The organism is Kitasatospora sp. NPDC053057 (genome assembly GCF_044546945.1).
Classification (GTDB): domain Bacteria; phylum Actinomycetota; class Actinomycetes; order Streptomycetales; family Streptomycetaceae; genus Kitasatospora.
Map to the genome: position 1 here is coordinate 26,698 of NZ_JBITZP010000021.1, position 19,323 is coordinate 46,020.

The window sequence follows — 19,323 nt, forward strand, 5'->3', positions numbered from 1 at the left end:
GCGTCCGCAGTGCGCAGCGCACGCACGGGTCCGGCGACGTCCTCGCCGAGGGCCAGCAGGTGGGCCAGCGCGCGCCCGCGGGCCGTGCCGCCCAGCTCGGCGGCCTCCCGCAGGTCGGGCAGCGCGCCGGCGCGCCGCGTCTCGTCCGGCCAGGCGGCCTCGACCGCGCGCGCCGGTCGCCCGCCCGGCGGCGGTGTTCCACCCAGGCAGTGCGCAGCTCACGGGCGGCCGCCAGGTCGCTCTCGGTCAGCCGCTCGACGGCGGTGGCGAAGACGTCCCGCCGGTGGGCGATCCGCACTGCCCGTTCCCGGCTCCCGGCCCGCCAGTGGAGCCGGACCACCAGCTCGGCGGCCAGCCCGCGCCCCTCGGCGAGTTCGGCGGCCTGGGCGGTGCGGCCGTGCCGGTCCAGCAGGACGACGGCCTCGGCGGGCGCGGCCAGCAGGTCGGCGAGCACGTAGGCGGCCTCGTCTGGGCGGCGCGGACGCGCTCGGCGACGGCCGGGATCCTCGGCAGCACGGCCAGGGCGACCCCGCACGCCCCGAGGAACGTGATCAGGAACCCCCCGACGTCGAAGCCGTCGACCACCAGTCCGGTGACGCCGACCAGTGGCCCGGGCGCCGCCCACCAACGCGTTTCCACCCGGCGCCACCCTCCCGCCACCCGGACTTCGTACCGGTCGGTCGGGAGTCAGTGGGGGCCGGGGCCGCGCCACAGGGCTAGCTAGCGCCTCGCCAAAAACAGGACAGACGGTTTGTCCATATAAGACCGAACGCGCTGTTTGTTTATGACCGAGCGATCGGCCACGAAATCAGCGCACCGGAACGCGTGACCTCAGGCCGAAGCCGCCCGGCCGGCCATGGCCCCCGCTTCGCCGCCCGCCCCCTCGTCGTCGACGGGCTCCGCCCGGCCGCCCGCGTCCCGGGCCGCGGCCAGCTCGGCGGCCACCCGACCGCCCCGGTCCGGGCCCAGGTCCAACGTGGCCAGCACGCCCGGGACGGCGATGCTCGGCATCAGGTGCTGGTAGAGCACGGCGACCCGGCGCTCCAGGTCCGCTCGGCCGGACATCTTCTGAGACTGGATCTGCACGCCCGTCCAGGCTCCGGTCACCAGCCAGGCCGTCTCGGCGGGCACCACGTGCGGCAGCAGTTCACCGCGCCCGCCGGCCGCCGCCAGCACGGCCTCCGAGCGCCGGATCCACCCCGGCGCGGCACCGCCGCTGAGGTCACCGAAGACGTCCTGCCCCAGGGAGAGCCGCGCGCCCGCGCTCAACAGCGGGTCGCGCGGCATGAGATGCGCGACCAGCATCCCCATGTCCACGAACTCCTGGAGCTTGCAGTGCCGTTCGGGGATCTCCTCCCGGCCGAACTGTTCCTCCACGACGCCCTGGGCGAGCTCCCGCTTGGACGCGAAGTGGAAGTACACCGCACCGCGGGTGACCCCCGCGCGCGCGACCACCTCACCGATCGTCGCGCCCTCGTACCCGTACTCGTCGAAGACGGAGGCTGCCGCCTCCAGGATCAGCCGCCGCGTCCGGACCGCTCGCTCCTGCCGTGCCACCGCCATCACCCACCCGAAACGCTCGGCAAATAAAACCAAACACCCCGTATCTTAACCGCCCCACTGTCCAATAACCCTGGCTTCCAGGGCTCGTGGAGCCGCCTTCGAGCGGGAAAAAACCGCGTGGACGGTCCGAGGCCGTCCGGTTACGGAGCCCCGCACGGAAGCCACCACGATCGGAACCACCTCTGCTACTTCAGATCGGTCCGCCCACCGCACCCGCCCGTTGTGATAATGCACATGTCAATCCGTCTGTCACGATCTCCGCAGGTGAGTGGCCATGAACCGGCCACCGGCGCCAACCAGCAGAGCGCGGACGATGCGCCGGACGCCGACCCGGAGGCGTTCGACCGCCGACGAACTTCGCCCTGCTGCCTTGAAAACCAAACCGGTAGGTACGTATCTTACGAGCCCTGAGCAGCCCACCCCGCCCGTCACGGCCCTTTGGAGCGCTCCCTATGACCCTGCTCGCCTACCCCGCCCCTGCCCTCACCCCGGTCTCCGCGACCCTCGGGGCGGCGCCCGGGCCGGTCCTTCCGCCCGCCCCGGCACCCCGGCTGACCAGCACCGTTGCCAAGGAGTACGTCCACCGGGCCTGCCACGCCGAGGTCTTCATCACCGGCAGCGAGGCGCTCGGTGACACCACCTTCGCCGTCACCGCCCAATGGCCGCGGGCCCACACCTTCTTCAGCACCCCGGACGGGACCCGGCACGACCCGATGCTGGCCGCCGAAACGATCCGGCAGGCCGGTCTCTACCTCGCCCACACCCGGTTCGGCGTCCCGCTCGACCACAAGTTCATGATGTGGAACCTTGACTACGTCACCCACGTCCGCCGGCTGTCCATCGGCGCGATGCCCACCGACCTCATCATCGAGGCCACACTCGTCCCCCAGCCGCGCCGCATCCGCAGCACGGTCGATTTCACTCTCAGCGCGATCATCCGGCGCGGCCCCCACCTGGCGGCCACCGGCGAGGCCCGCTTCACCACCGTTCCCGACACCACCTACCGCCGGCTGCGCGGGGCGCGCCCCGAGAGCGCACCCACACCCGAGACCGCCGCGTCCGAGACCGCCGTGCCCGGCGAGCCGCTGCCGCCGGCCCGGGTCGGCCGACTGCGCCCCTGCGACGTCGTCCTGACCCCGACCGGCACGCCCGGCACCTGGCACCTCACGCCCGACCCGTGGCACCCGATCCTCTTCGACCACGCCGGCGACCACATCCCCGGCATGGTCCTGCTGGAGGCGGCCCGCCAGGCCACCAACGCACTCACGGCCCCGATCACCGTCAGCCCGACCGCCGCGGCCACCACCTTCCACCGCTACGCCGAACACGACGCGCCCACCACCATCACCGCCCGGCACACCCCCGGCGCGGACCCGGACGCCCTGATCACCACCGTGACCGGGCACCAGCACGGCGAGCCGATCTTCACCACCGTCCTCACCGGCCATCCCGACCAGCGCTGATCCGCGCCCCGCACATCCGGTACGGCCCGTCCGGCCACCACGGTCGACGGGCCGTCGGCCTACATCCGGATAACCCGGCTCCTCCCCGGGGCTGGCACTCGACGAACACCTGCGCGAGGATGTCAGCCCTTGGATCCGCTGTTACCGGGAGTGAACAGTGAGTGAAGTCGCCCCGCGCCGATACGAGTTGATCAGCCTGACCGACCGTCCGGGTACCGACGACGCCCCCGGCCGGGACGGACGCAACGGCGGCCGCAGCGTCCGGGTACGGGTCCTCGGACGGCACGCACCGGGCTCGCCGCCCGGACACGACTGGCTGGACTGCGAGATCACCGTCACCGCCGACTCGGTGCGCGGGCAGTTCGTCACCCTGGTCACCGAACGCCAACTCGGCCAGTGGCAGGACGCGTTGGAGCGGCTCGCGCTGGGCTGCGCGGTGCGCTGGCTGGACCAGGAGCACGGCCCGGAACTGCGGATCGAGCCCGGACGGCCGGGCGGGGTCTGGGTGACCGTCTGTGACGCCGAGCAGTCCGGCGTCACCCTCCGGGTCGCACTCTCCCCTGCGGCCGACTGGCTGGACGAACAGCGCACCCTGCTCAAGCTCGCCCGGGACGCCTACCCGTCCGAAGTGGCCGAGGTCGCCCCCGGCGTCCACACCTGGCGCGGACAGCCGGCCGACGATCTCTGACAATCCATCAACTCTCTTCCGGTGAAGCAGATTCGATGCTGACGAGCGAGCGGTCGGGGAGGGTCAGGAGGAAGAGCAGGGCCGCGCCGCCGAGCATGAACAGCGCGAGGTGGTGCAGTCCGCCCGTGGTGGCACCGTGCGGGAAGAACGCGGCGTTCGCGGCCGGGTCGGCCTGGTGGTACAGCGCGGTCTGGTTGCCGAGCCCGATCAGTCCCTGCGGGATGCCCGCCAACACTCCGACCGCGACCAGCAGGACCAGCGGGCTGGCCGACCCGGCCGACAACAGGGCTGCGCAGGCCGCCATTTGGACCACCGCCGCGACCACCAGCTTGCCGCGCACCGCCGGACTGCGACCGGTCAGACCGGAGACCGCGAGCGCGGTGAGCGAGAGCGGGAGCAGCACCAGCCCGGCGGAGGCGGCGCTCAGGCCGCGCCCCTCCTCCAGCCACTGGGTGTAGCCGTAGAGGAAGGCGTAGGTGGCGGTGTAGCCGAGCACCTGGCGCAGATAGGTGGCGACCAGCGGACGGTTGCGGGCGAGCGCCCGCAGGTCGATGAACGGGCTGCGGGCCCTGCGCTCCCGCACCGCGAAGCCGACCCCGGCCAGAACGGCCAGCACCGGCAGGTACCAGAGCGCGGGACTCGGCTTCATCACGAACAGCATCAACGCCAGCAGGAGGACGGCGAACAGCGCGATCCCGGCGTGGTCGAGCCGCTCCCCGCCCTCCCGGCGCGGCGCCGTGGCCGGCAGGCGGACGGCCCCGAGCACGAGACAGGCCAGCGACAGCGGGACGTTGACGGCGAAGATCGTCCGCCAGCCGCCCAGCCCGATCAGCAGACCGCCGAGCGTCGGCCCGATCACGGCGATGGTCTGGTTGGCGACGGCGAGCACCGTCAGCACCCCGGTGGGGCTGCTCCGACCGGTGCGTTCGGCCTCGCTGCGGGTCAGGTGCATCGCGGCGGGGTAGGCGGCGGAGGTGCCGATCCCGAGCAGCACCCGGGCGAGGATCAGCAGCCCGAAGGACGGCGCGAGCGCGCCGACCAGTCCGGCGAGGCCGACCACGGCCGTCCCGGCCAGGTAGAGCCGGCGCGGCCCGTAGCCGTCCACCAGCCGCCCGATCACCGGCTGGCCGACGGCGGTGGCGAGGTAGAGCGCGGTCACCAGCCAGGCGGTCTCGGCGGGCGGCGCGCCGAAGGCGGTACCGACGGGCACCAGGGCCACCGCGATCATCGAGGAGTTGATCGGGTTGAGCACCGAGCCCAGCACCATCGGGGCGAGCAGCCTGCGGTTGAAGCCGCCGTCGTCAACGGGCTTCCGGGACTCCTGTCGGCGCGGCCGGAGCCGCGCCAGCCGTATCGACGGGCCGGTCATCGCCGGTTCAGCCGATCCATCAGGGGCAACGCCGCCAGCACGGTGGCGCGTTCGGCCTCGGTGAAGTCCTCCTGGAAGGCCCTGGCCAACCACTCCTCCCGTGCCCGACGGCTGTCCGCGATCCACGCCAGGCCGGTCTCGCTCAGGCCGACCAGCTGGCGGCGCCCGTCCTCGGGATCGGGACGGCGCACGACCAGCCCACGCCCCTCCAGCACGGCCAGCGTGGCCGCCATCGACTGCGGGCGGACCCGCTCGGCAGCGGCCAGCACGCTGGCGGAGGCCGGTCCGTCCATGATCAGGCGGCTGAGTACGGCGGTCTGGGAAGGGGTGAGGCCGCTGGCGCCCTGCCCCTTCTCCTGGAGGGTCCGCCGCAGGCGGCTGAAGACGGCACGGAGCTCCCGGGCGGCCAGCGCGGCGGAGTCGGGGCGGTCTGCGCGCCCAGCGGGATCGGCCGGGGCTTCAGGGATCAGTGGGGCGGTTTGCTTCTCGGTCACGGTTCCACGGTAATTTCATCAGCCCAAACTGTCCAGCCTTGCTGTATAGATTTCCCAACCGACCCCGTCGCCTCCCCGCACCCCGATAATGGCGTCATGATCGACAAGCAGCTCCGCGTCGTCCTAGCCGAGGACTCGGTGATCCTCCGGGACGGGATGGTCGAACTCCTGACCGACCGTGGCTGCGCGGTGGTCGCCACCGCCGGGACCGCCCCCGATCGTTGCCGCCGTCACCGAACACCGGCCCGACGTGGCCGTGGTGGACATCCGGATGCCGCCCACCCACACCGACGAGGGCATCCGGGCCGCGGTCGAGATCCGGGCCTCCGCGCCCGAGGTCGGGATCCTGGTCTTCTCCCAGCACGTGGAGACCGCCTGGGCGTCCCGGCTGCTGGCCGGTGGCGCCGCCGGCATCGGCTACCTGCTCAAGGAACGGGTCGCCCGTACCTCCGAACTCGTGGACGCGCTGCACCGGGTGGCCACCGGCGGCACGGCGCTCGACCCGGAGATCGTCAACGGGCTGATGCACGGCGGACGGCGCAGCCGGGTGGACTCGCTCACCGCCCGCGAGCGCGAGGTGCTGGAACTGATGGCCCAGGGCCACTCCAACCGCTCGATCGCCGGACTGCTGGTGGTGTCGGAGCGGGCGGTGGAGAAGCACGTGGCGGCCGTGTTCACCAAGTTCGACCTGCCCGCGACGGACGCCGACAACCGGCGGGTCAAGGCCGTCCTGGCCTACCTCGCGGAGACCGGAGCCTGAGGCCCGGAGCCTGAGGCCCGGAGCCTGAGGCCCGACTCACCGTCCGGCGGACCGCGAACTTCGGTTACGGCGTCGGCTTCGGCTTCCTCAGTCCGGACGGCCTGGAGGGCCGCTTCTTCTGGGAAACGTCCTGACCTGGGAAACGCCCTGCCCTGGGAAACGCCCGGATGTTCCGAAGGCCCCCAACTCCCCATCCCACCAACCCCAGGAGTCACCATGACCACCACCCCCCTCACCGTCGCCGTCCTCGGACCGGGCGGCGTCGGCGGCCTGATCGGCGGCCTGCTCGCGCGCGACGGCCACCGCGTCATCTGCCTGGCCGGCGAGCAGACCGCGGCCGTCCTCGCCCGGGACGGACTGCACGTGCGCAGCGGCCAGTTCGGCGAGTTCACCGCCCGGGTCGAGGCCGCCACCGAGCTGCGCGAGCCGGTCGACGCCGCCTTCGTGACCGTCAAGGAGACGGCCCTGACTGCCGCGCTCGACCGGATGCCACCGCAGGCCCTCGGCGCCGGGATCGTGGTGCCGCTGCTCAACGGCCTGGACCACATGGCGCTGCTGCGCGAGCGCTACCCGGCCGGGCGGGTGGTGGCCGGGACGATCCGGGTCGAGGCCACCCGGACCGCGCCCGGCCGGATCGAGCACACCAGCCCGTTCGCGACCATCGAACTGGCGGCGCCCGTCGAGGAGTTCGCCGAGCAGCTGCGGCGCACCGGCCTGGACGTGACGCTGCGCGAGGACGAGACGGCGATGCTCTGGAGCAAGCTGTCCTTCCTCGCCCCGTTCGCCCTGCTGACCACCCGGCACGCCGACGGCATCGGCGTCGTGCGCACCGAGCACCGGGGTGAACTCCTCGCCGTTCTGGACGAGATCACCGCCGTCGCCGAGGCGGTCGGTGCCCCGGCCGACGCCCGGACGCTGCTCGCCGCCTTCGACCGGATCCCCGGCGCGATGAAGTCCTCGATGCAGCGCGACGTCGAGGCGGGCCGGCCGACCGAGCTCGACGCGATCGGCGGCGCCGTGCTGCGGGCCGCCGCCGCACACTCCGTCCCCACCCCGACCATCACCCGCCTGGTGCGCGAACTGTCGTAGCGGAGCGGCCGATCGCGGTTGCGGGTCGGCCGGCGACAGGAGTAGAACTCCTCGGGTGACGCCAGCCGACCACCGCAGCACTCCCGCGTGGAGCCACGTCGAGGAGTTCCTCCGCGCCCACGAGGCCGACCGGTTCCCGCATCCGGGCGGCACCCTGCTTGAGCACCTGACCAGGGTGGCGGCCCTGTTGGCGGACTGGGGCACCGACTCCGCCGTCCAGGCCGCCGGGCTATGCCACGCCGCGTACGGGACCGACGGGTTCGACGGCGCCCTGCTGGCGCTGGACGAGCGGGACGCCCTGGTCGAACTCGTGGGCGAACGCGCCGAGGCGATCGTCTACCTGTACGCGAGCTGCGGCCGGGCCGTCGTCTACCCGCGCCTCGGCCGGGACGAAGTGCCGCTGTTCCACGACCGGTTCACCGGACAGGACCACACCCCGCCGGAGGAGGACCTGCGGGCCTTCCTCGCCATCACGGCCGCCAACGAGCTCGACGTGTTCACCCACAACGCCGAGCTCGCCGACCGCTACGGCCCTTCGCTGTACGAACTGTTGGCCCGCACCAGGGAGTTGCTCCCGACCGATGCATGGCAGGCCTGGCAGGCCTGGCGCGGAAAGTTCGGGCAAGCGACCTGACGTCACATCAACAACTGGTCGGAACAGAAATTTTGCCAGCCGTTCACTTGTCATGTCGGAACCACCGCACGAGGGCAAGACGTTCTCGAAGGCGGGAGGGATAAAGACATGACAAAGAAGCCGTACCGACTTGCCGCCGCCGCGACCGTACTGCTCGTGGCGGCCCCCTTGTTCACCGCATGCAAGAACGCCGACCAGGCCCTCGACTGCGGAAAGCGGGCGATCAGCCTCACCGGCGATGTCCAGGACCTCACCGACTCGGCGCTCAACGTCGGCCAGATCACCGACGAGAGTCGGCGCAAACACACCGTGGACGCCCTGAAGAAGGTCGGTGACGACGTCAAGAAGATCCGCAAGGACGGTGACGGCAAGCTCGACGCGGCCGCCGACAAGCTGTCCAGGGCCGTCGACAAGGCCCAAGACGCCGTCTCCCAGGGCAAGGAGCCCGACTTCGCACCGATCGGCGACGCCGCCGGCGAGCTGACCAAGGCCTGCGCCGGAGCCTGACCCAGCGGCCGGGAGCGCCGAACACCCAGCGCTCCCGGCCTGTCGCCACCGCCCGGCCGTCGCCAGGCGGTAGGAATGGGCACCGGACCGAACCGCACCCCGGAGGCACCGGTGAACCACCCGATCCTTGACCCGCCCGAACACACCGACATCCGAAGCCGGAGCGGCACTGCGACACACGGAATCGCCGCAATGTCACCTCACCGAATTCGGCCATTCCCGCGACTGTGTCCTGTGACACCGAAGACCGAAGACCGCACAGACCCCGCCGCCCCTGTCGTCGGCGCACCCGGGAGCAGGTCCCGCTGGCAAGGTGCGAGCTGGGCAAATCGCGCTAAGTAGCGGTCGTCGCCATGCGTCACCACCGGATGTGAGCCAGAGCCGATTACGGGACAGAGCCGTTGGCTGGACAGGCCCTACCTAGGTGTTGGCCTTGATGAAGTCGGCGTATGCCTGCGGGGTGAACGACGAGGGCAGCTGTCGTTGGAGCACCTTCTGGCCACCCGGAATGAGCTGGCGGGCGACGAGGTCGGCGTGCACCTGCTGGAGATGGGAGACCTCGGCGGCCGCAGGGTTGACCGCTGCGGGGGGCGGCGCGTTGACGCCCGCGAGGACGTCGTCGGTGCGCGGTGCACCGAGGGTGAGGACGGCCCCGATGTCACTGGTGGCGGCATCGCGGGCGGTGAGCGGGGACAGCGTCCAGCGTTGCTCGACGGTGCGCAGGATGCTGGTGTGATCCAGTGGTGGCGCCCCGTCAGGGGACCGGAAGACGGTGCCGGGAACGATCAGCGGGGAGACGAGGACGGTCGGGACCCGTACGCCGAAGCGGGTGAAGTCGAAGCCGAACTCGCCGGTGGTGCCGTCGTTGGGCGGCGTGCTCGTGACTGGGGGCGGGACGTGGTCGTAGCAACCGCCGTGCTCGTCGTAGGTGATGACGAGCAGGGTCTGGTTCCAGCCTGGTCCGTCGTGCAGGGTCCGGTAGACCTGTTGGATGAGCTGTTCGCCCAGGGCCACGTCACCAACGGGGTGCTCACTGTTGCCGGTGGACGCGAAGGTGGGTTCCAGGAACGTGAAGGCGGGCAGCGTGTTCGCTGCGGCGGCCTTCTGGAAGTCGCCGTAGAGACCGAAGTGGTCGTCGGAAGCGCCGCTGATGTCAGGGAAGTTGTGCCTGGTCATCGGCGCGACGGTGTCGCCGTACACGTTCCAGCCGACGTTACCGTCGCTGAGCCGGCCGAAGATGCTGGGGCAGGTGAAGGTGCGGGTGTGGTCGTCCATGTGTCCCTGGCTGGTGGCGGCGCAGGCGAACGCCCGGTTCGGCAGGGTCTCGGTCGGCACCGAGCTGAACCACTGGTCGCACACCGCGTAGCCGCGGGCCAGCGCGGACAGGACCGGCAGCGTGTCGGGGGTGAAGCAGCCCATGATGTCGTCGGCGACGGTGCCCGGCAGGACGGTCTCGCGCTGCTGCGTCCGCTGGTTCAGGGTGTCGGCGAAGTTCGTCACGAATCCCTGCATGGTCGCCACCGGTGGTGCCGGCGGGTTGAGGGTGGCGAAGAGCTGTGCGTTGGTCGGGCCGTACCCTTCGCCCGGGTCCGCGCCGGGCATGAAGTAGGGGTTCGGGTCGCTTGCCTCGATGCGGCGGACCGTGACGAGTTTGCCGTTCTCGTCCGGGTTGGACTCCTCCCCGGTCAGTCCCTCGTAGGCCTGTCCGGCGGGAGAGACGTTGGCTTGGTCGGTGTAGAGAAACCCGAGCATGTGATCGAATGACCGGTTCTCCAGCATCAGCACCACAAGGTGCTCGATGTTCGAGAGGCCGTTGCCGTTGGACATCAGGGCCTCCGTTTGCTCGGGAGCCACTGGTCGCGGGGTGTCCGGCGCCGCTCCCGGCGGCTGCCGACGCGGGGCCGGTTGACGTAGTCGGCGGTGGCGTTCTGGGTCTGCTGGCTCCACCCGGTGCCAGCTGACACGTTGAAGACCCCGATGTAGCCTCCGGGCAGCAGTTCGAGCGGGTTCTTGATCTGACCGCCGTGGTCGAACTGGGCGTCGCCGGCCGTGCGACTCGGCTGGAACCATGCGGGGTGGACGAAGTCGCTGACCTGCGTGCCGTCGATGGCGTACGCGTAGTTGTCGGCCTCGCACGCGTCGCAAACCTCAAGGGCGTACAACGTGCCCGTGCCGGCGTTCGGCTGGTCGAAGACCACCAGGTTGATCTCGGGGTCGCCGAGCATTTCGAGGAGCTCGTGGCTGGCCGTCACGGTCCACTGCTGCTTGTACGTCCGATCGGTGGCGGCGAACACCTTCCCGATCGGCAGGTAGTTCGCGGTCATGTCGTGATAGCCCAGTGCTCCGGCCTGGTCGGAGTCGTCCAGGATCACGAGCCACCAGGTGCTGTCGGAGAGGGCGTTCGACGCGACGAACGACAGTTGGGCGTCGATTCCCCAGACGGGGGCGAAGTCCCGGCTGACCTGGGTCTGCAACGCGGGGACCACCGCCTGGACCTGCGCATCGCTGAGTGTCTTGCTCTCGTTGGTCACTTCGATTTGGACAGTGGACATCATTCCTCCCAAGCGTGTACACCACACGCGTGGCGCGTATGCATATGGCAGACGGATAGCTTGTATACTTACAGCCTCACTCCGGTACCGGGATGCGTCAAGGGCCTGGGAGCCGTTCGGAGGCAGCTGTGGAAGACGATCGAAATCCCGATCCGACGGCCGCCGCGCCGGCCCCGCCGTCCGGGCGGGGCCGGCTGACCCGGCCCCGGGTGCTGCGCGCGGCTGTCGCGCTGGTCGACCGCGAGGGCATGGCCGCGCTCACCATGCGCAGCCTGGCCACCGACCTGGGCGTGGAACCGATGGCGCTCTACCGCTACGCCTCCAGCAAGCAGGCGCTACTGGACGGCATCGTGGAGCTGTTCTACACCGAGGTGAACGAGGGCCTGCGGGCGGAGCGCGAGGCGCTCGCCCAGGCCGGGGTCGCGGGTGACTCCGGATGGCGGGCGGAGCTGCTCCGCGTGGCCCGTACCTTCTGCGCCGTCGCCGAAGCGCACCCCGCGGTCTTCCCGCTGGTGGCGACCCGTCCGCTGGATGTCCCGCTGGCCCGCCGCCCCGCCTCGATGCTCCAGCTCAACGAACACGTGCTGGCCCTGCTGGACCGGGCTGGGCTCGACGGCCGCACCACGCTGCGGGCCTACCGCGCCGTGGTCGGCTGGGTGCTGGGCTACCTGCTGGTGGACAAGCGGCAGGTGATCGACGACCCCGACGAGTCCGAGCCGCTGCTGCGGCTCGGACTGCACCGCCTGCCGATCGCGCAGTACCCCCGCCTGCGCGCGCTGGCCCCGTTGCTCACCGAGCACGATCCGGCAGCGGAACTCGCAGGTGGTCTCGAGATCCTCCTGAATCGGTTCGGGGCCTGAACGGCCCTTTGGCGCGCCCTCCAACACGAGGGAACAATCTCGCGGTAGCCGAGGCCGGCGGCGGCGCGCAGGTACCGGGCGAGCGGGTGTTCGAAGTGGCGCGTGAGGACGCTGATCAGGGAAGATTGCACGCGGACGCGACTCCAGGTCGATCTTCGGTCTCAGCAACCTTGATCATCTGGCGTCGCGTCCGTCGTTTCCACTCGGCCATGCCACCCACCCCACGGGCCAGCGCGCCTGCGCTACCCGTGCAGGCCGCCGGGTCGCTGCGGGTGAAGGAACGGGGCCGGAGCGGGCTGACGCCCTGGACGCCGGCCTGGCGCATCAGTCGTTCGACGCGCGTTCGGCCGACCCGGGTGCCTCGCGTCGCAGGACGGCGCCCAGCTCCGCCGGGAACCGGTGGAACATGAGAATCCGGCGGCAGGTCAGTAGGTGTGCAGCTCGAAACCCGCGCGGTACGTCGAGAACGGGTCGGGTCGGCATGGCCACTGGGTGCTCTCTCGGCTGGCAGCGGCGCTGACGTGTCGTGCTCGCCGTAGTCGAGGACGACCTCGACGCACCAGTGGGCCGGCGTCGGGCCGTCCGCCGCCTACGGGACGTCGTTGCCGAACGGACCTCCCGTCCACGGAGGTACCGGCCGGCCTCGCCCCTGACGGCGCGGGCGAACTCGTTCGCTGGGCCCTCGACCGGCTGCGGGCCGTCCCCCGCGAGCCGAGGGACGTCTTCGTCCGCGAGGTCGGCGGCCTGCTCGCGGAGTTCCGCAGCCGTCGCTGTCCCTGGAACGCAGCCGCCCTGCGGCTGCTCGACGACGTCTACGCGTTCGCGGCAACCGGGCCTCGCCGGCACGAGGACTGGGCGCACGACGTCCTCGCCGTGCTACATCGCGAGGTACCGGACCCGCGTGGCTGGGTTCGACTGGACGAGGACCGTGCCAACACCGCGCGCCGCACGGTGCCGGCGTATCCCTTCGGCCCCCCGGCCGCGTCGGAGTTCCCCGAGCGTCTGTACCGCCTGGACGCTCGGGCAGCGGTCACCGCGCTTGCGGTCATGGCCGAGCAGTGGTCGTCGGAACCCTCCCCCGTCCGCTCCCGACCGGACCAGGACGTCCTGCTGGCGGACGCCCGGACCCTGCTCGACCGGTACGGCCCCACCGCGTCCTACTGGACCAACGCGACGGCCGCCGCCTCGGACCCGGCCACGGACTTCCTCGCGGCGGGGCTCCAGGGCACCCGCTCCCACGGCTTCCTCACCTCCGCGTACCTCAACGGTCTGGACCTCGGACGCGACCTGGGCCTGATCGCGGTGACCGACGACGAGGTGGGTGTCTTCTGGTCGTTCGAGGCGTACTGACGGCGGGCCTCCCGGCCACAGGACGGGGACGTACGTCACGCCCCGGACACGACCGCCGTCACCCGGACACGTGCGGCTACGCCTCCTCTGACGGGTTATCGCCGAGCCCGTGGCCGTGGGTGCCGAGCCAGCGCCGGATCGCCTCCGTGTGGCGGACGGCGGTCGCGTGCAGGGCTGGACCGGTCCTCGCGGCGGCGGCCTCGCGACCGATCCGGGCGGCGTCCTGCTCGGCGGCCTCGACGACGGCGCTCGCGACCCAGTCGTCGACGACGCCCTCGTTCTTCCACCGGGCGAGCCGGTTGCGCGCGGCCCGGTACACGGCCAGGGCATCGGCCGCCTTCGTCTGTTGAGCGGCCCGCTCCCAGTACCGCGCGCGGTTGGTGAGGTACGCGTCGATGGCGCTGCGGGCCATGGCGGCGTCCCCTTCGGGATCGTGCTGAGGGCTCGTCATGCCGGAAGGATAAGAGAGCGCCCACCGGTCGGCCCGCTGCCATGCAGGATCCGAGCCCGCCCGGCGAACCCCTGGTGGCCTGCGGTGTCGGTCGTCTGACAGTCGTCTGCCGGTGACATCAAGGCGGGGCGCCTGACACCGTTCAGGGACGGATGGCTACCACGGGCACCAAGCGGCTGTGCAACTCCGCCCCGCCCCCCTAGCCGGCCCGGGAACGAAAAGCTGCACTCAACGCCCAAGGAGGAGGCCGTCCATGGGCAAGGAACAGCACCGTGCCAACAGCGGCAACGCGAAGGCCGGTGGGACGGCGCGGCGCAGTGCGCTGAAGGCGGCCGTGGCCGGGGCGGCGGCGGTCGGCGCGAGCGAGGACACCCGAGGGCTGCCGGAGACGTGGGGCCGGGTACCGCGTACGTTCGTGCGCTACACGCAGGACCGCATCATCCCGCTGCCGCTCCAGGACCTGATGATCCGCGAGGCGGACGCCCTCACACCGCACAACCGCTTCCGCGTGCGGTCGCTGAGCGCCCCGCACGCCGGCCGCGGGGCCCGGGACTGCTGGACTGCTGGCACACGAGCTGGAGCTCGTCGCACAGCTGTGCCGCTGAGCGCGTGCCATGGCTGCCGTCGCCGCCACCCCTGTCGGCGGGAGCCCGCCCACCGGGCAGAGTCTGCCAGCGTATCCGAGAGACCCCACCCTACCTGTCACTGCCGATCTCCGCCTGGTCCCAGGGAGACTGACCACCCGCAGCCGCTCCGCCCGGGGCGACGACGCTGCGCCAGCCGGCCGGCCGGCGGGAACGGGTTCGGTGATCACCCGACAAAAGCGGTGCAGAAAATGTCGGGTGACCGGGACCGGCGCCGCCGCATGATGGGGGCATGGATGACACGACCCTGGTATCCCATTTCCTTCGCGACGGCTTCGTGAAGCTGGAAGGCGCCGTCGCACCGCGCGTGGCCGCGGACTGCGCGCGGCTGCTGTGGCAGGAGACGGGCTGCGATCCGGACGACCCGACGACGTGGACGCAGCCCGTGCACTGGGTGGGCGGCATGGCGCAGGGACCGTTCGCCGCCGCACCCAACTCCCCGTCCCTGCAAGGCGCGTACGACCTGCTCGTCGGCACCGGACGCTGGGAGCCGCGCTACTCGCTGGGTACGTTCCCGCTGCGCTTCCCGCACGAGGACGAGCCGGACGACGCCGGCTGGCACATCGAGGGGAGCTATCTGCCGGAGGGCGAGAGCTGGTACTTCACGAACCTGCGCTCCCGCGGCCGGGCACTGCTGATGCTGTTCCTGTTCAGCGAGGTCGGTGAGGGGGACGCCCCGACCCGGATCCGGGTCGGTTCACACCTCGACGTGCCGAAGGTGCTGGAGAAGTACGGGGAGGACGGGGCGAGCGGGCTGACCCTCGCACCCGACCTGGTGGCGGCGTCCGATCACCGGCCGATCGCCCTCGCCACCGGATCCCCGGGCGATGTCTTCCTGTGCCATCCGTTCCTGGTGCACGCGGCGCAACCGCACCACGGGACGCGGCCACGCTTCATGGCCCAGCCACCGCTGATGCCCGCCGCGCCGTACGAACTGGAGCGGGCCGACGGCGCCTATTCACCCGTGGAGATCGCGATCCGCCGGGGACTTGGACAGCACACCCCCGGTCCGGACGGGGACGACACCTCCCACAGCGCCGGGTAGACCCGGGCGCCGCTGAGCGCTCGGGTTCGTCCGCCTGCGGGTGCGCCGGTTGCCGCTGCTCGCCGCAGGGCCCAGATTGAAAGCGGTGCCGCCCGTGGACTCTCCGCCCGGCGGCCGTGGACGGGACGGCGTGGAGAGGTGGCTGCGGCGATGAGCACGGTGGAGGAGTCGATCGACGTGGACGCGCCGGTCCGTGCCGTCTACGACCAGTGGGCGACCTTCGAGGACTTCCCGCAGTTCATGGAGGGCGTGCAGGAGGTCAGGCAGCTGGACGACCGCCGTGCCCACTGGCGGACCAGGATCGCCGGGCTGTCCCGCGAGTTCGAGACCGAGGTCGTCGAGCGGGTGCCCGGTGAGCGGGTCGCCTGGCGCACCACCGGCGAGAGCGTGAAGCACACCGGCACGGTCGACTTCGAACCGCTCGGCGCGACCCGGACACGGGTGAGGATGACCATGGCCTTCCAACCCACCGGCCTGGCCGAGAAGGCCGCCGACAAACTGGGCGTGCTCGACCGCCAAGTGCGGGGCGACCTGCGTCGCTTCAAACGGTTCATCGAGGACCGCTACGCCTAAACCGGGCCCGATCGGCGTCCGAGCGCGGCTGACGACGGCGAAACGGCCCTCCACGCCCGGCCGGCCACTCGCCGAACTTCTCGTCGATACTGTCTTGCCGGGATGATCCGTGGACGAGGGGGGAACGGGACCGCTCATGGACACCTCCGCACCGATCTCCCTCGTCACCGGCGCCAACCGCGGCATCGGCCGCGAAACCGCACGACAACTCGCCGGACTCGGTCACACCGTGCTGCTCTGCGCCCGCGACCCGCAGGCGGCCACGAACGCCGCCGCCGACCTCTCCCGCAGCCGCGCCCTGCGCGGCACCCTCCTGCCCCGCACCCTCGACGTCACCGACGCCGCCGGTGCCCTGGAGCTCGCACGCTCGGTCGACGCCGAATTCGGCCGTCTCGACGTCCTGATCAACAACGCGGCGATCAACTACGACACGGGCCGCCGGGCCGTCGACGTCGACCTCGACGAGGTGCGCCGCACCATGGAGACCAACCTCTTCGGCGCCTGGCAGGTCACCCAGGCCTTCCTCCCACTGCTCCGCCGCTCCGCCCACCCGCGGATCGTCAACGTCTCCAGCGAGGGCGGCTCCCTCACGTCCATGGGCGGCGGCACCCCGGCGTACGGCGTCTCCAAGGCCGCGCTCAACGCCCTCACACGCACCCTGGCCGACGAGCTGCGCGCCGACGGCATACTGGTCAACGCGGTCTGCCCGGGCTGGATCGCCACCGACATGGGTGGCGCCGGCGGTGCCCCCGTCTCCACCGGCGCCGCCAGCGTCCTGTGGGCCGCCACCCTCCTCGACTCCGGCCCCACCAGTGGCTTCTTCCGCCAGGGCCGCCCGATCCCCTGGTGACCACCCGCCGGCCCGCGCGCCGCGACCGCCCGCGGCCGGGCGATCGCTCACCCGCCGTTTGCTGAGCAACCCGGCCCCGACCGGTATCGACGCCATCCTCGCCGCACAGCGCCGCGGGGCGCAGGACGTCGCCGCCCGGCTCTCCGACCTGGACCGCCGCCGGCTGCTCGGCAGGCCGCTGCCCGACCTCTGCGACAGCTACGTCCACCTGCACTGCAACCGCCTGCTCGGCCCGGACCGCACGACGGAGCACATCGTCCTGGAACTGCTCTTCCGGACGCGGCAGAGCCTGGCCGCGACGGCCCGCTGACGCCTCGGTGCCCCCTGGGGAACACCGCCCGAGGCCCGGCCACCGCCAGGTGCGAGCCGCACCGGCGGCGAGACCCACCCGGCGTTCCGACCCGGCACCTACGGGCCCCGGCCGACACGCTCGCGGGGGGCTCGGCCCGGGGCCGCCAGGCCGAGCCCCTACTCACCCCCTCTGTCACCGCGCAGCGCCCATCCGGCGACCGCGCCGCCGTACACCGTGAAGCCGACGCCGGTCAGCCAGGACTGGACCACCAGGACGGTTCCGACCGTCCCGTACGAGACGGTGTTGGAGACCAGCAGCGGCGCGAAGACCAGGCGGGAGAAGAACCGCAGGCCGACCAGCGCGGCCATGGTGAAGGCCGCGCCCGGAAGCAGGCCTCGCCACGGCACCCGCCCGCGGAGCAGGAGGTGCGGGAGCCACCAGAACAGCAGCAGGCCGCCGATCAGCGTCGCGAGGATCCGCAGGACGGGCTGGGCGGCCGTGTGACGCCATGGAACGCCGCTCCAGGCGGCGATGACGAGGTACGCGGTCACGCCGCCCAGTGCCACCACTTGCCGCCACATCTGGTGCCACCCACCGGCGCGAAGCCGCCAGATCCGCTCATAGGCGGCCTGGATCGCGCCGGTGAGGGAGATCCCGAACGCGGCGACGGCGGCGAGGCCGAAGGCGGTGGCGGTGCTGAGGATCTGCCCGCGAGAGCTGAACAGCATGCCGACCGCCTGGCTGCCGCGCGGCGACAGTCCGAGGCCGTCGGTGATCCAGTCCGTGATGCCGTTGCCGCGAGCCGGGGAAGCCGCGGCGATCACCATGAGCAACGGCACCAGGGTCAGGAAGAACAGGGCGGCGAACGCCAGTGACCGGTGCAGCAACTCGATCTCCCGGCCGCACCGCCAGGCCCTCCCGGACACCTCCCTCAGCCGACGCCCTCCCAGCGAAGGACCCGATCCGCGCCGGCCACGCCGCCTCCGCCCCCGCGGTGTGCGGCCGTCATCGTCCCCAGTGGAAGGATTCTCGGCCGACTGCCCGTGATCCATCGCTCATCCCGGAGAGATCCGGCCGCGCCACCGGCTCATCAGGCAGCTGGTCGACGATCTGTCGAACTCATGCTCCACCCTGGCGACGCTCGTCTCCCAGCGGTTGTGGCGGTCGTCGATCCGACGGACCTCCTCCACGCCCTCCATGAACTGCGGGAACTGTTCGAACCAGGTCCACTGGTTGTACGCGGTGTGCACCGGCACATCGACGTCGATCGACTCGGTCACCATGATCATCGGGACACCCCCATCATCGGAACCCTGCTCCGCCCAGAATCAGCGCCAGAAGCAAGACCACGATCAAAACCGCCATGACGATGTCCTCTCCTGCCGGCGGCGTCTGCCCTGTTCTGGGAGACCGACACACCCGCCGGTCAGACCGCGGCGACCCGGACGGTTGCCAGGCGCGGGTCGGCGGCGTCCGGAACGGACTCCCGGCCCCCGCATCGCTGCGCAGATGGGCCAGGACTTCGTCGTCGAGGCGCTCGCCGGGCAGCGCGGCCGGGGTTTTCGGGCGGATAGGAGGGTGAGCATCTCCGACGTGATTCGCCCGCTCGCCTTGCCCAGCGGAACCTGCTCGGTTGGAAGAGCGCGTCACGCGGCAGCATGGCCCGGTCCAGGCGCAGATCGCCCGGATCGGGCACCTGCACCTGCGGGGTCAGCCGCAGGTCGCCGGCCGCGGCGGCGAGCTCGCCAAGGGCGCCCAGCAGCTGTCCGGCGGAGCGGCCGCCTCGCCTAACCCTGCTCGTAAGAGAAATCCCATTTTCGTCATCTTGACGATAATTGCGCGGTCGGGCTACGGGGCCGAGCATGCGCCGAGCGTGGGGACCTGCTTTCCGAGCGGCAGACCCGTGACCCCGACGAGCTCCTCTACTGGGCCTTAGTGGCCCCGGCGCCGCTCGACTTCGACGGCCCCGCCGCCGCACCCGCGCGCCCGCGGCGCCGCCACCGGTGGCGGCGCCTACTGGGCTGAGCCGTAAAAGCGGTCAGCGACGGCGTAGCGCGGCACTGCGCGATGACGATCTACAGCCGGAGTACGAATTGCGCGCCCCTGACCGCAGGAGGACAGGCGCAACCGTCAGTCCTT

19 protein-coding genes and 2 pseudogenes are annotated in these 19,323 nt (G+C 71.6%); 12 read left to right on the forward strand and 9 right to left on the reverse strand.

Annotated elements, in window-relative coordinates; all coding sequences use genetic code 11:
- Window positions 1-831: 831 nt before the first annotated feature.
- A complete protein-coding gene (locus ACIG5E_RS22340; RefSeq protein WP_396535830.1) occupies window positions 832-1,563 on the reverse strand; it encodes a ScbR family autoregulator-binding transcription factor in 732 nt (243 codons plus the stop codon).
- A 452-nt stretch (window positions 1,564-2,015) separates the two neighbouring features.
- Here ACIG5E_RS22340 and ACIG5E_RS22345 point away from each other — a divergent pair, with 452 nt between their 5' ends.
- Together ACIG5E_RS22345 and ACIG5E_RS22350 are read left to right on the forward strand one after the other, a co-directional pair.
- Entirely contained in the window at window positions 2,016-3,026 is a 1,011-nt protein-coding gene (locus ACIG5E_RS22345; protein ID WP_396535832.1) for a ScbA/BarX family gamma-butyrolactone biosynthesis protein, read from the forward strand.
- Between the two features lie 157 nt (window positions 3,027-3,183).
- Window positions 3,184-3,714, forward strand: coding sequence for a DUF5959 family protein (locus ACIG5E_RS22350; protein WP_396535834.1), 531 nt, complete (start codon window positions 3,184-3,186; stop codon window positions 3,712-3,714).
- A gap of 7 nt (window positions 3,715-3,721) precedes the next feature.
- Here ACIG5E_RS22350 and ACIG5E_RS22355 read toward each other — a convergent pair whose 3' ends face one another.
- Together ACIG5E_RS22355 and ACIG5E_RS22360 are read right to left on the reverse strand one after the other, a co-directional pair.
- Entirely contained in the window at window positions 3,722-5,083 is a 1,362-nt protein-coding gene (locus ACIG5E_RS22355) for an MFS transporter (protein WP_396535836.1), read from the reverse strand.
- Complete coding sequence (locus ACIG5E_RS22360; RefSeq protein ID WP_396536054.1) at window positions 5,080-5,550, reverse strand: MarR family winged helix-turn-helix transcriptional regulator; 471 nt, start codon at window positions 5,548-5,550, stop codon at window positions 5,080-5,082. Before ACIG5E_RS22360 ends, ACIG5E_RS22355 begins: the two co-directional genes overlap by 4 nt.
- Before the next feature lie 123 nt (window positions 5,551-5,673).
- Here ACIG5E_RS22360 and ACIG5E_RS22365 point away from each other — a divergent pair.
- From ACIG5E_RS22365 to ACIG5E_RS22380, 4 genes and pseudogenes are all read left to right on the forward strand, one after another.
- Window positions 5,674-6,337 (forward strand): annotated as a pseudogene (locus ACIG5E_RS22365) (response regulator).
- Window positions 6,338-6,553: 216 nt separating this feature from the next.
- Window positions 6,554-7,426 carry a ketopantoate reductase family protein gene (locus ACIG5E_RS22370; RefSeq protein WP_396535838.1) on the forward strand — a complete coding sequence of 291 codons (873 nt, stop codon included), beginning with the start codon at window positions 6,554-6,556 and terminating at the stop codon, window positions 7,424-7,426.
- A 55-nt stretch (window positions 7,427-7,481) separates the two neighbouring features.
- Entirely contained in the window at window positions 7,482-8,060 is a 579-nt protein-coding gene (locus ACIG5E_RS22375; protein WP_396535840.1) for a DUF6817 domain-containing protein, read from the forward strand.
- 108 nt (window positions 8,061-8,168) lie between these two features.
- A complete protein-coding gene (locus ACIG5E_RS22380; RefSeq protein ID WP_396535842.1) occupies window positions 8,169-8,567 on the forward strand; it encodes a hypothetical protein in 399 nt (132 codons plus the stop codon).
- A 420-nt stretch (window positions 8,568-8,987) separates the two neighbouring features.
- Here the strand turns inward: ACIG5E_RS22380 and ACIG5E_RS22385 are convergent, their stop codons facing one another.
- Window positions 8,988-10,394 carry an alkaline phosphatase family protein gene (locus tag ACIG5E_RS22385; protein WP_396535844.1) on the reverse strand — a complete coding sequence of 469 codons (1,407 nt, stop codon included), beginning with the start codon at window positions 10,392-10,394 and terminating at the stop codon, window positions 8,988-8,990.
- Entirely contained in the window at window positions 10,394-11,119 is a 726-nt protein-coding gene (locus ACIG5E_RS22390; protein ID WP_396535846.1) for a hypothetical protein, read from the reverse strand. The genes ACIG5E_RS22385 and ACIG5E_RS22390 overlap by 1 nt, the downstream gene beginning before the upstream one ends.
- Before the next feature lie 128 nt (window positions 11,120-11,247).
- Here ACIG5E_RS22390 and ACIG5E_RS22395 point away from each other — a divergent pair, with 128 nt between their 5' ends.
- Window positions 11,248-11,979: a TetR/AcrR family transcriptional regulator gene (locus ACIG5E_RS22395; protein ID WP_396535848.1), complete on the forward strand. Its 732-nt coding sequence runs from the start codon at window positions 11,248-11,250 to the stop codon at window positions 11,977-11,979.
- Between the two features lie 425 nt (window positions 11,980-12,404).
- On the opposite strand, the gene ACIG5E_RS22400 is transcribed toward ACIG5E_RS22395, so the two are convergent.
- Window positions 12,405-12,605 carry a SpvB/TcaC N-terminal domain-containing protein gene (locus ACIG5E_RS22400; RefSeq protein ID WP_396535850.1) on the reverse strand — a complete coding sequence of 67 codons (201 nt, stop codon included), beginning with the start codon at window positions 12,603-12,605 and terminating at the stop codon, window positions 12,405-12,407.
- Between the two features lie 421 nt (window positions 12,606-13,026).
- Between ACIG5E_RS22400 and ACIG5E_RS22405 the strand changes: the two genes are divergently transcribed.
- Complete coding sequence (locus ACIG5E_RS22405) at window positions 13,027-13,329, forward strand: hypothetical protein (RefSeq protein ID WP_396535852.1); 303 nt, start codon at window positions 13,027-13,029, stop codon at window positions 13,327-13,329.
- A gap of 76 nt (window positions 13,330-13,405) precedes the next feature.
- On the opposite strand, the gene ACIG5E_RS22410 is transcribed toward ACIG5E_RS22405, so the two are convergent.
- The gene (locus ACIG5E_RS22410; protein ID WP_396535854.1) at window positions 13,406-13,780 is read right to left on the reverse strand and encodes a hypothetical protein; all 375 of its coding nucleotides are present in this window, start codon (window positions 13,778-13,780) and stop codon (window positions 13,406-13,408) included.
- An 876-nt stretch (window positions 13,781-14,656) separates the two neighbouring features.
- On the opposite strand from ACIG5E_RS22410, the gene ACIG5E_RS22415 reads away from it, so the two are divergent.
- From ACIG5E_RS22415 to ACIG5E_RS22430, 4 genes are all read left to right on the forward strand, one after another.
- The gene (locus tag ACIG5E_RS22415) at window positions 14,657-15,469 is read left to right on the forward strand and encodes a phytanoyl-CoA dioxygenase family protein (RefSeq protein ID WP_396535856.1); all 813 of its coding nucleotides are present in this window, start codon (window positions 14,657-14,659) and stop codon (window positions 15,467-15,469) included.
- A gap of 150 nt (window positions 15,470-15,619) precedes the next feature.
- A complete protein-coding gene (locus ACIG5E_RS22420; protein ID WP_396535858.1) occupies window positions 15,620-16,042 on the forward strand; it encodes an SRPBCC family protein in 423 nt (140 codons plus the stop codon).
- A 136-nt stretch (window positions 16,043-16,178) separates the two neighbouring features.
- Entirely contained in the window at window positions 16,179-16,892 is a 714-nt protein-coding gene (locus tag ACIG5E_RS22425) for an SDR family NAD(P)-dependent oxidoreductase (RefSeq protein WP_396535860.1), read from the forward strand.
- Between the two features lie 58 nt (window positions 16,893-16,950).
- Window positions 16,951-17,202 (forward strand): lantibiotic dehydratase C-terminal domain-containing protein, encoded by a 252-nt coding sequence (locus ACIG5E_RS22430; RefSeq protein WP_396535862.1) that lies wholly within the window; start codon window positions 16,951-16,953, stop codon window positions 17,200-17,202.
- A 158-nt stretch (window positions 17,203-17,360) separates the two neighbouring features.
- Here ACIG5E_RS22430 and ACIG5E_RS22435 read toward each other — a convergent pair whose 3' ends face one another.
- Both ACIG5E_RS22435 and ACIG5E_RS22440 read right to left on the reverse strand, forming a co-directional pair.
- On the reverse strand, window positions 17,361-18,110 hold the full coding sequence (locus ACIG5E_RS22435; RefSeq protein WP_396535864.1) for a ribonuclease BN: 750 nt from the start codon (window positions 18,108-18,110) through the stop codon (window positions 17,361-17,363).
- 154 nt (window positions 18,111-18,264) lie between these two features.
- Window positions 18,265-18,473, reverse strand: a pseudogene (locus tag ACIG5E_RS22440) (SRPBCC family protein); the annotation flags it as partial.
- Window positions 18,474-19,323: the final 850 nt, after the last annotated feature.

Bases quoted from the DNA above. Each gene is read 5' to 3' on its own strand.
- ACIG5E_RS22415 (WP_396535856.1), top strand. From the start codon at position 14,657: ATGGATGACACGACCCTGGTATCCCATTTCCTTCGCGACGGCTTCGTG.
- ACIG5E_RS22420 (WP_396535858.1), top strand. From the start codon at position 15,620: ATGAGCACGGTGGAGGAGTCGATCGACGTGGACGCGCCGGTCCGTGCC.
- ACIG5E_RS22425 (WP_396535860.1), top strand. From the start codon at position 16,179: ATGGACACCTCCGCACCGATCTCCCTCGTCACCGGCGCCAACCGCGGC.
- ACIG5E_RS22370 (WP_396535838.1), top strand. From the start codon at position 6,554: ATGACCACCACCCCCCTCACCGTCGCCGTCCTCGGACCGGGCGGCGTC.
- ACIG5E_RS22340 (WP_396535830.1), bottom strand. From the start codon at position 1,563: ATGGCGGTGGCACGGCAGGAGCGAGCGGTCCGGACGCGGCGGCTGATC.
- ACIG5E_RS22385 (WP_396535844.1), bottom strand. From the start codon at position 10,394: ATGTCCAACGGCAACGGCCTCTCGAACATCGAGCACCTTGTGGTGCTG.
- ACIG5E_RS22345 (WP_396535832.1), top strand. From the start codon at position 2,016: ATGACCCTGCTCGCCTACCCCGCCCCTGCCCTCACCCCGGTCTCCGCG.
- ACIG5E_RS22390 (WP_396535846.1), bottom strand. From the start codon at position 11,119: ATGTCCACTGTCCAAATCGAAGTGACCAACGAGAGCAAGACACTCAGC.
- ACIG5E_RS22410 (WP_396535854.1), bottom strand. From the start codon at position 13,780: ATGACGAGCCCTCAGCACGATCCCGAAGGGGACGCCGCCATGGCCCGC.
- ACIG5E_RS22405 (WP_396535852.1), top strand. From the start codon at position 13,027: ATGGCCGAGCAGTGGTCGTCGGAACCCTCCCCCGTCCGCTCCCGACCG.
- ACIG5E_RS22380 (WP_396535842.1), top strand. From the start codon at position 8,169: ATGACAAAGAAGCCGTACCGACTTGCCGCCGCCGCGACCGTACTGCTC.
- ACIG5E_RS22355 (WP_396535836.1), bottom strand. From the start codon at position 5,083: ATGACCGGCCCGTCGATACGGCTGGCGCGGCTCCGGCCGCGCCGACAG.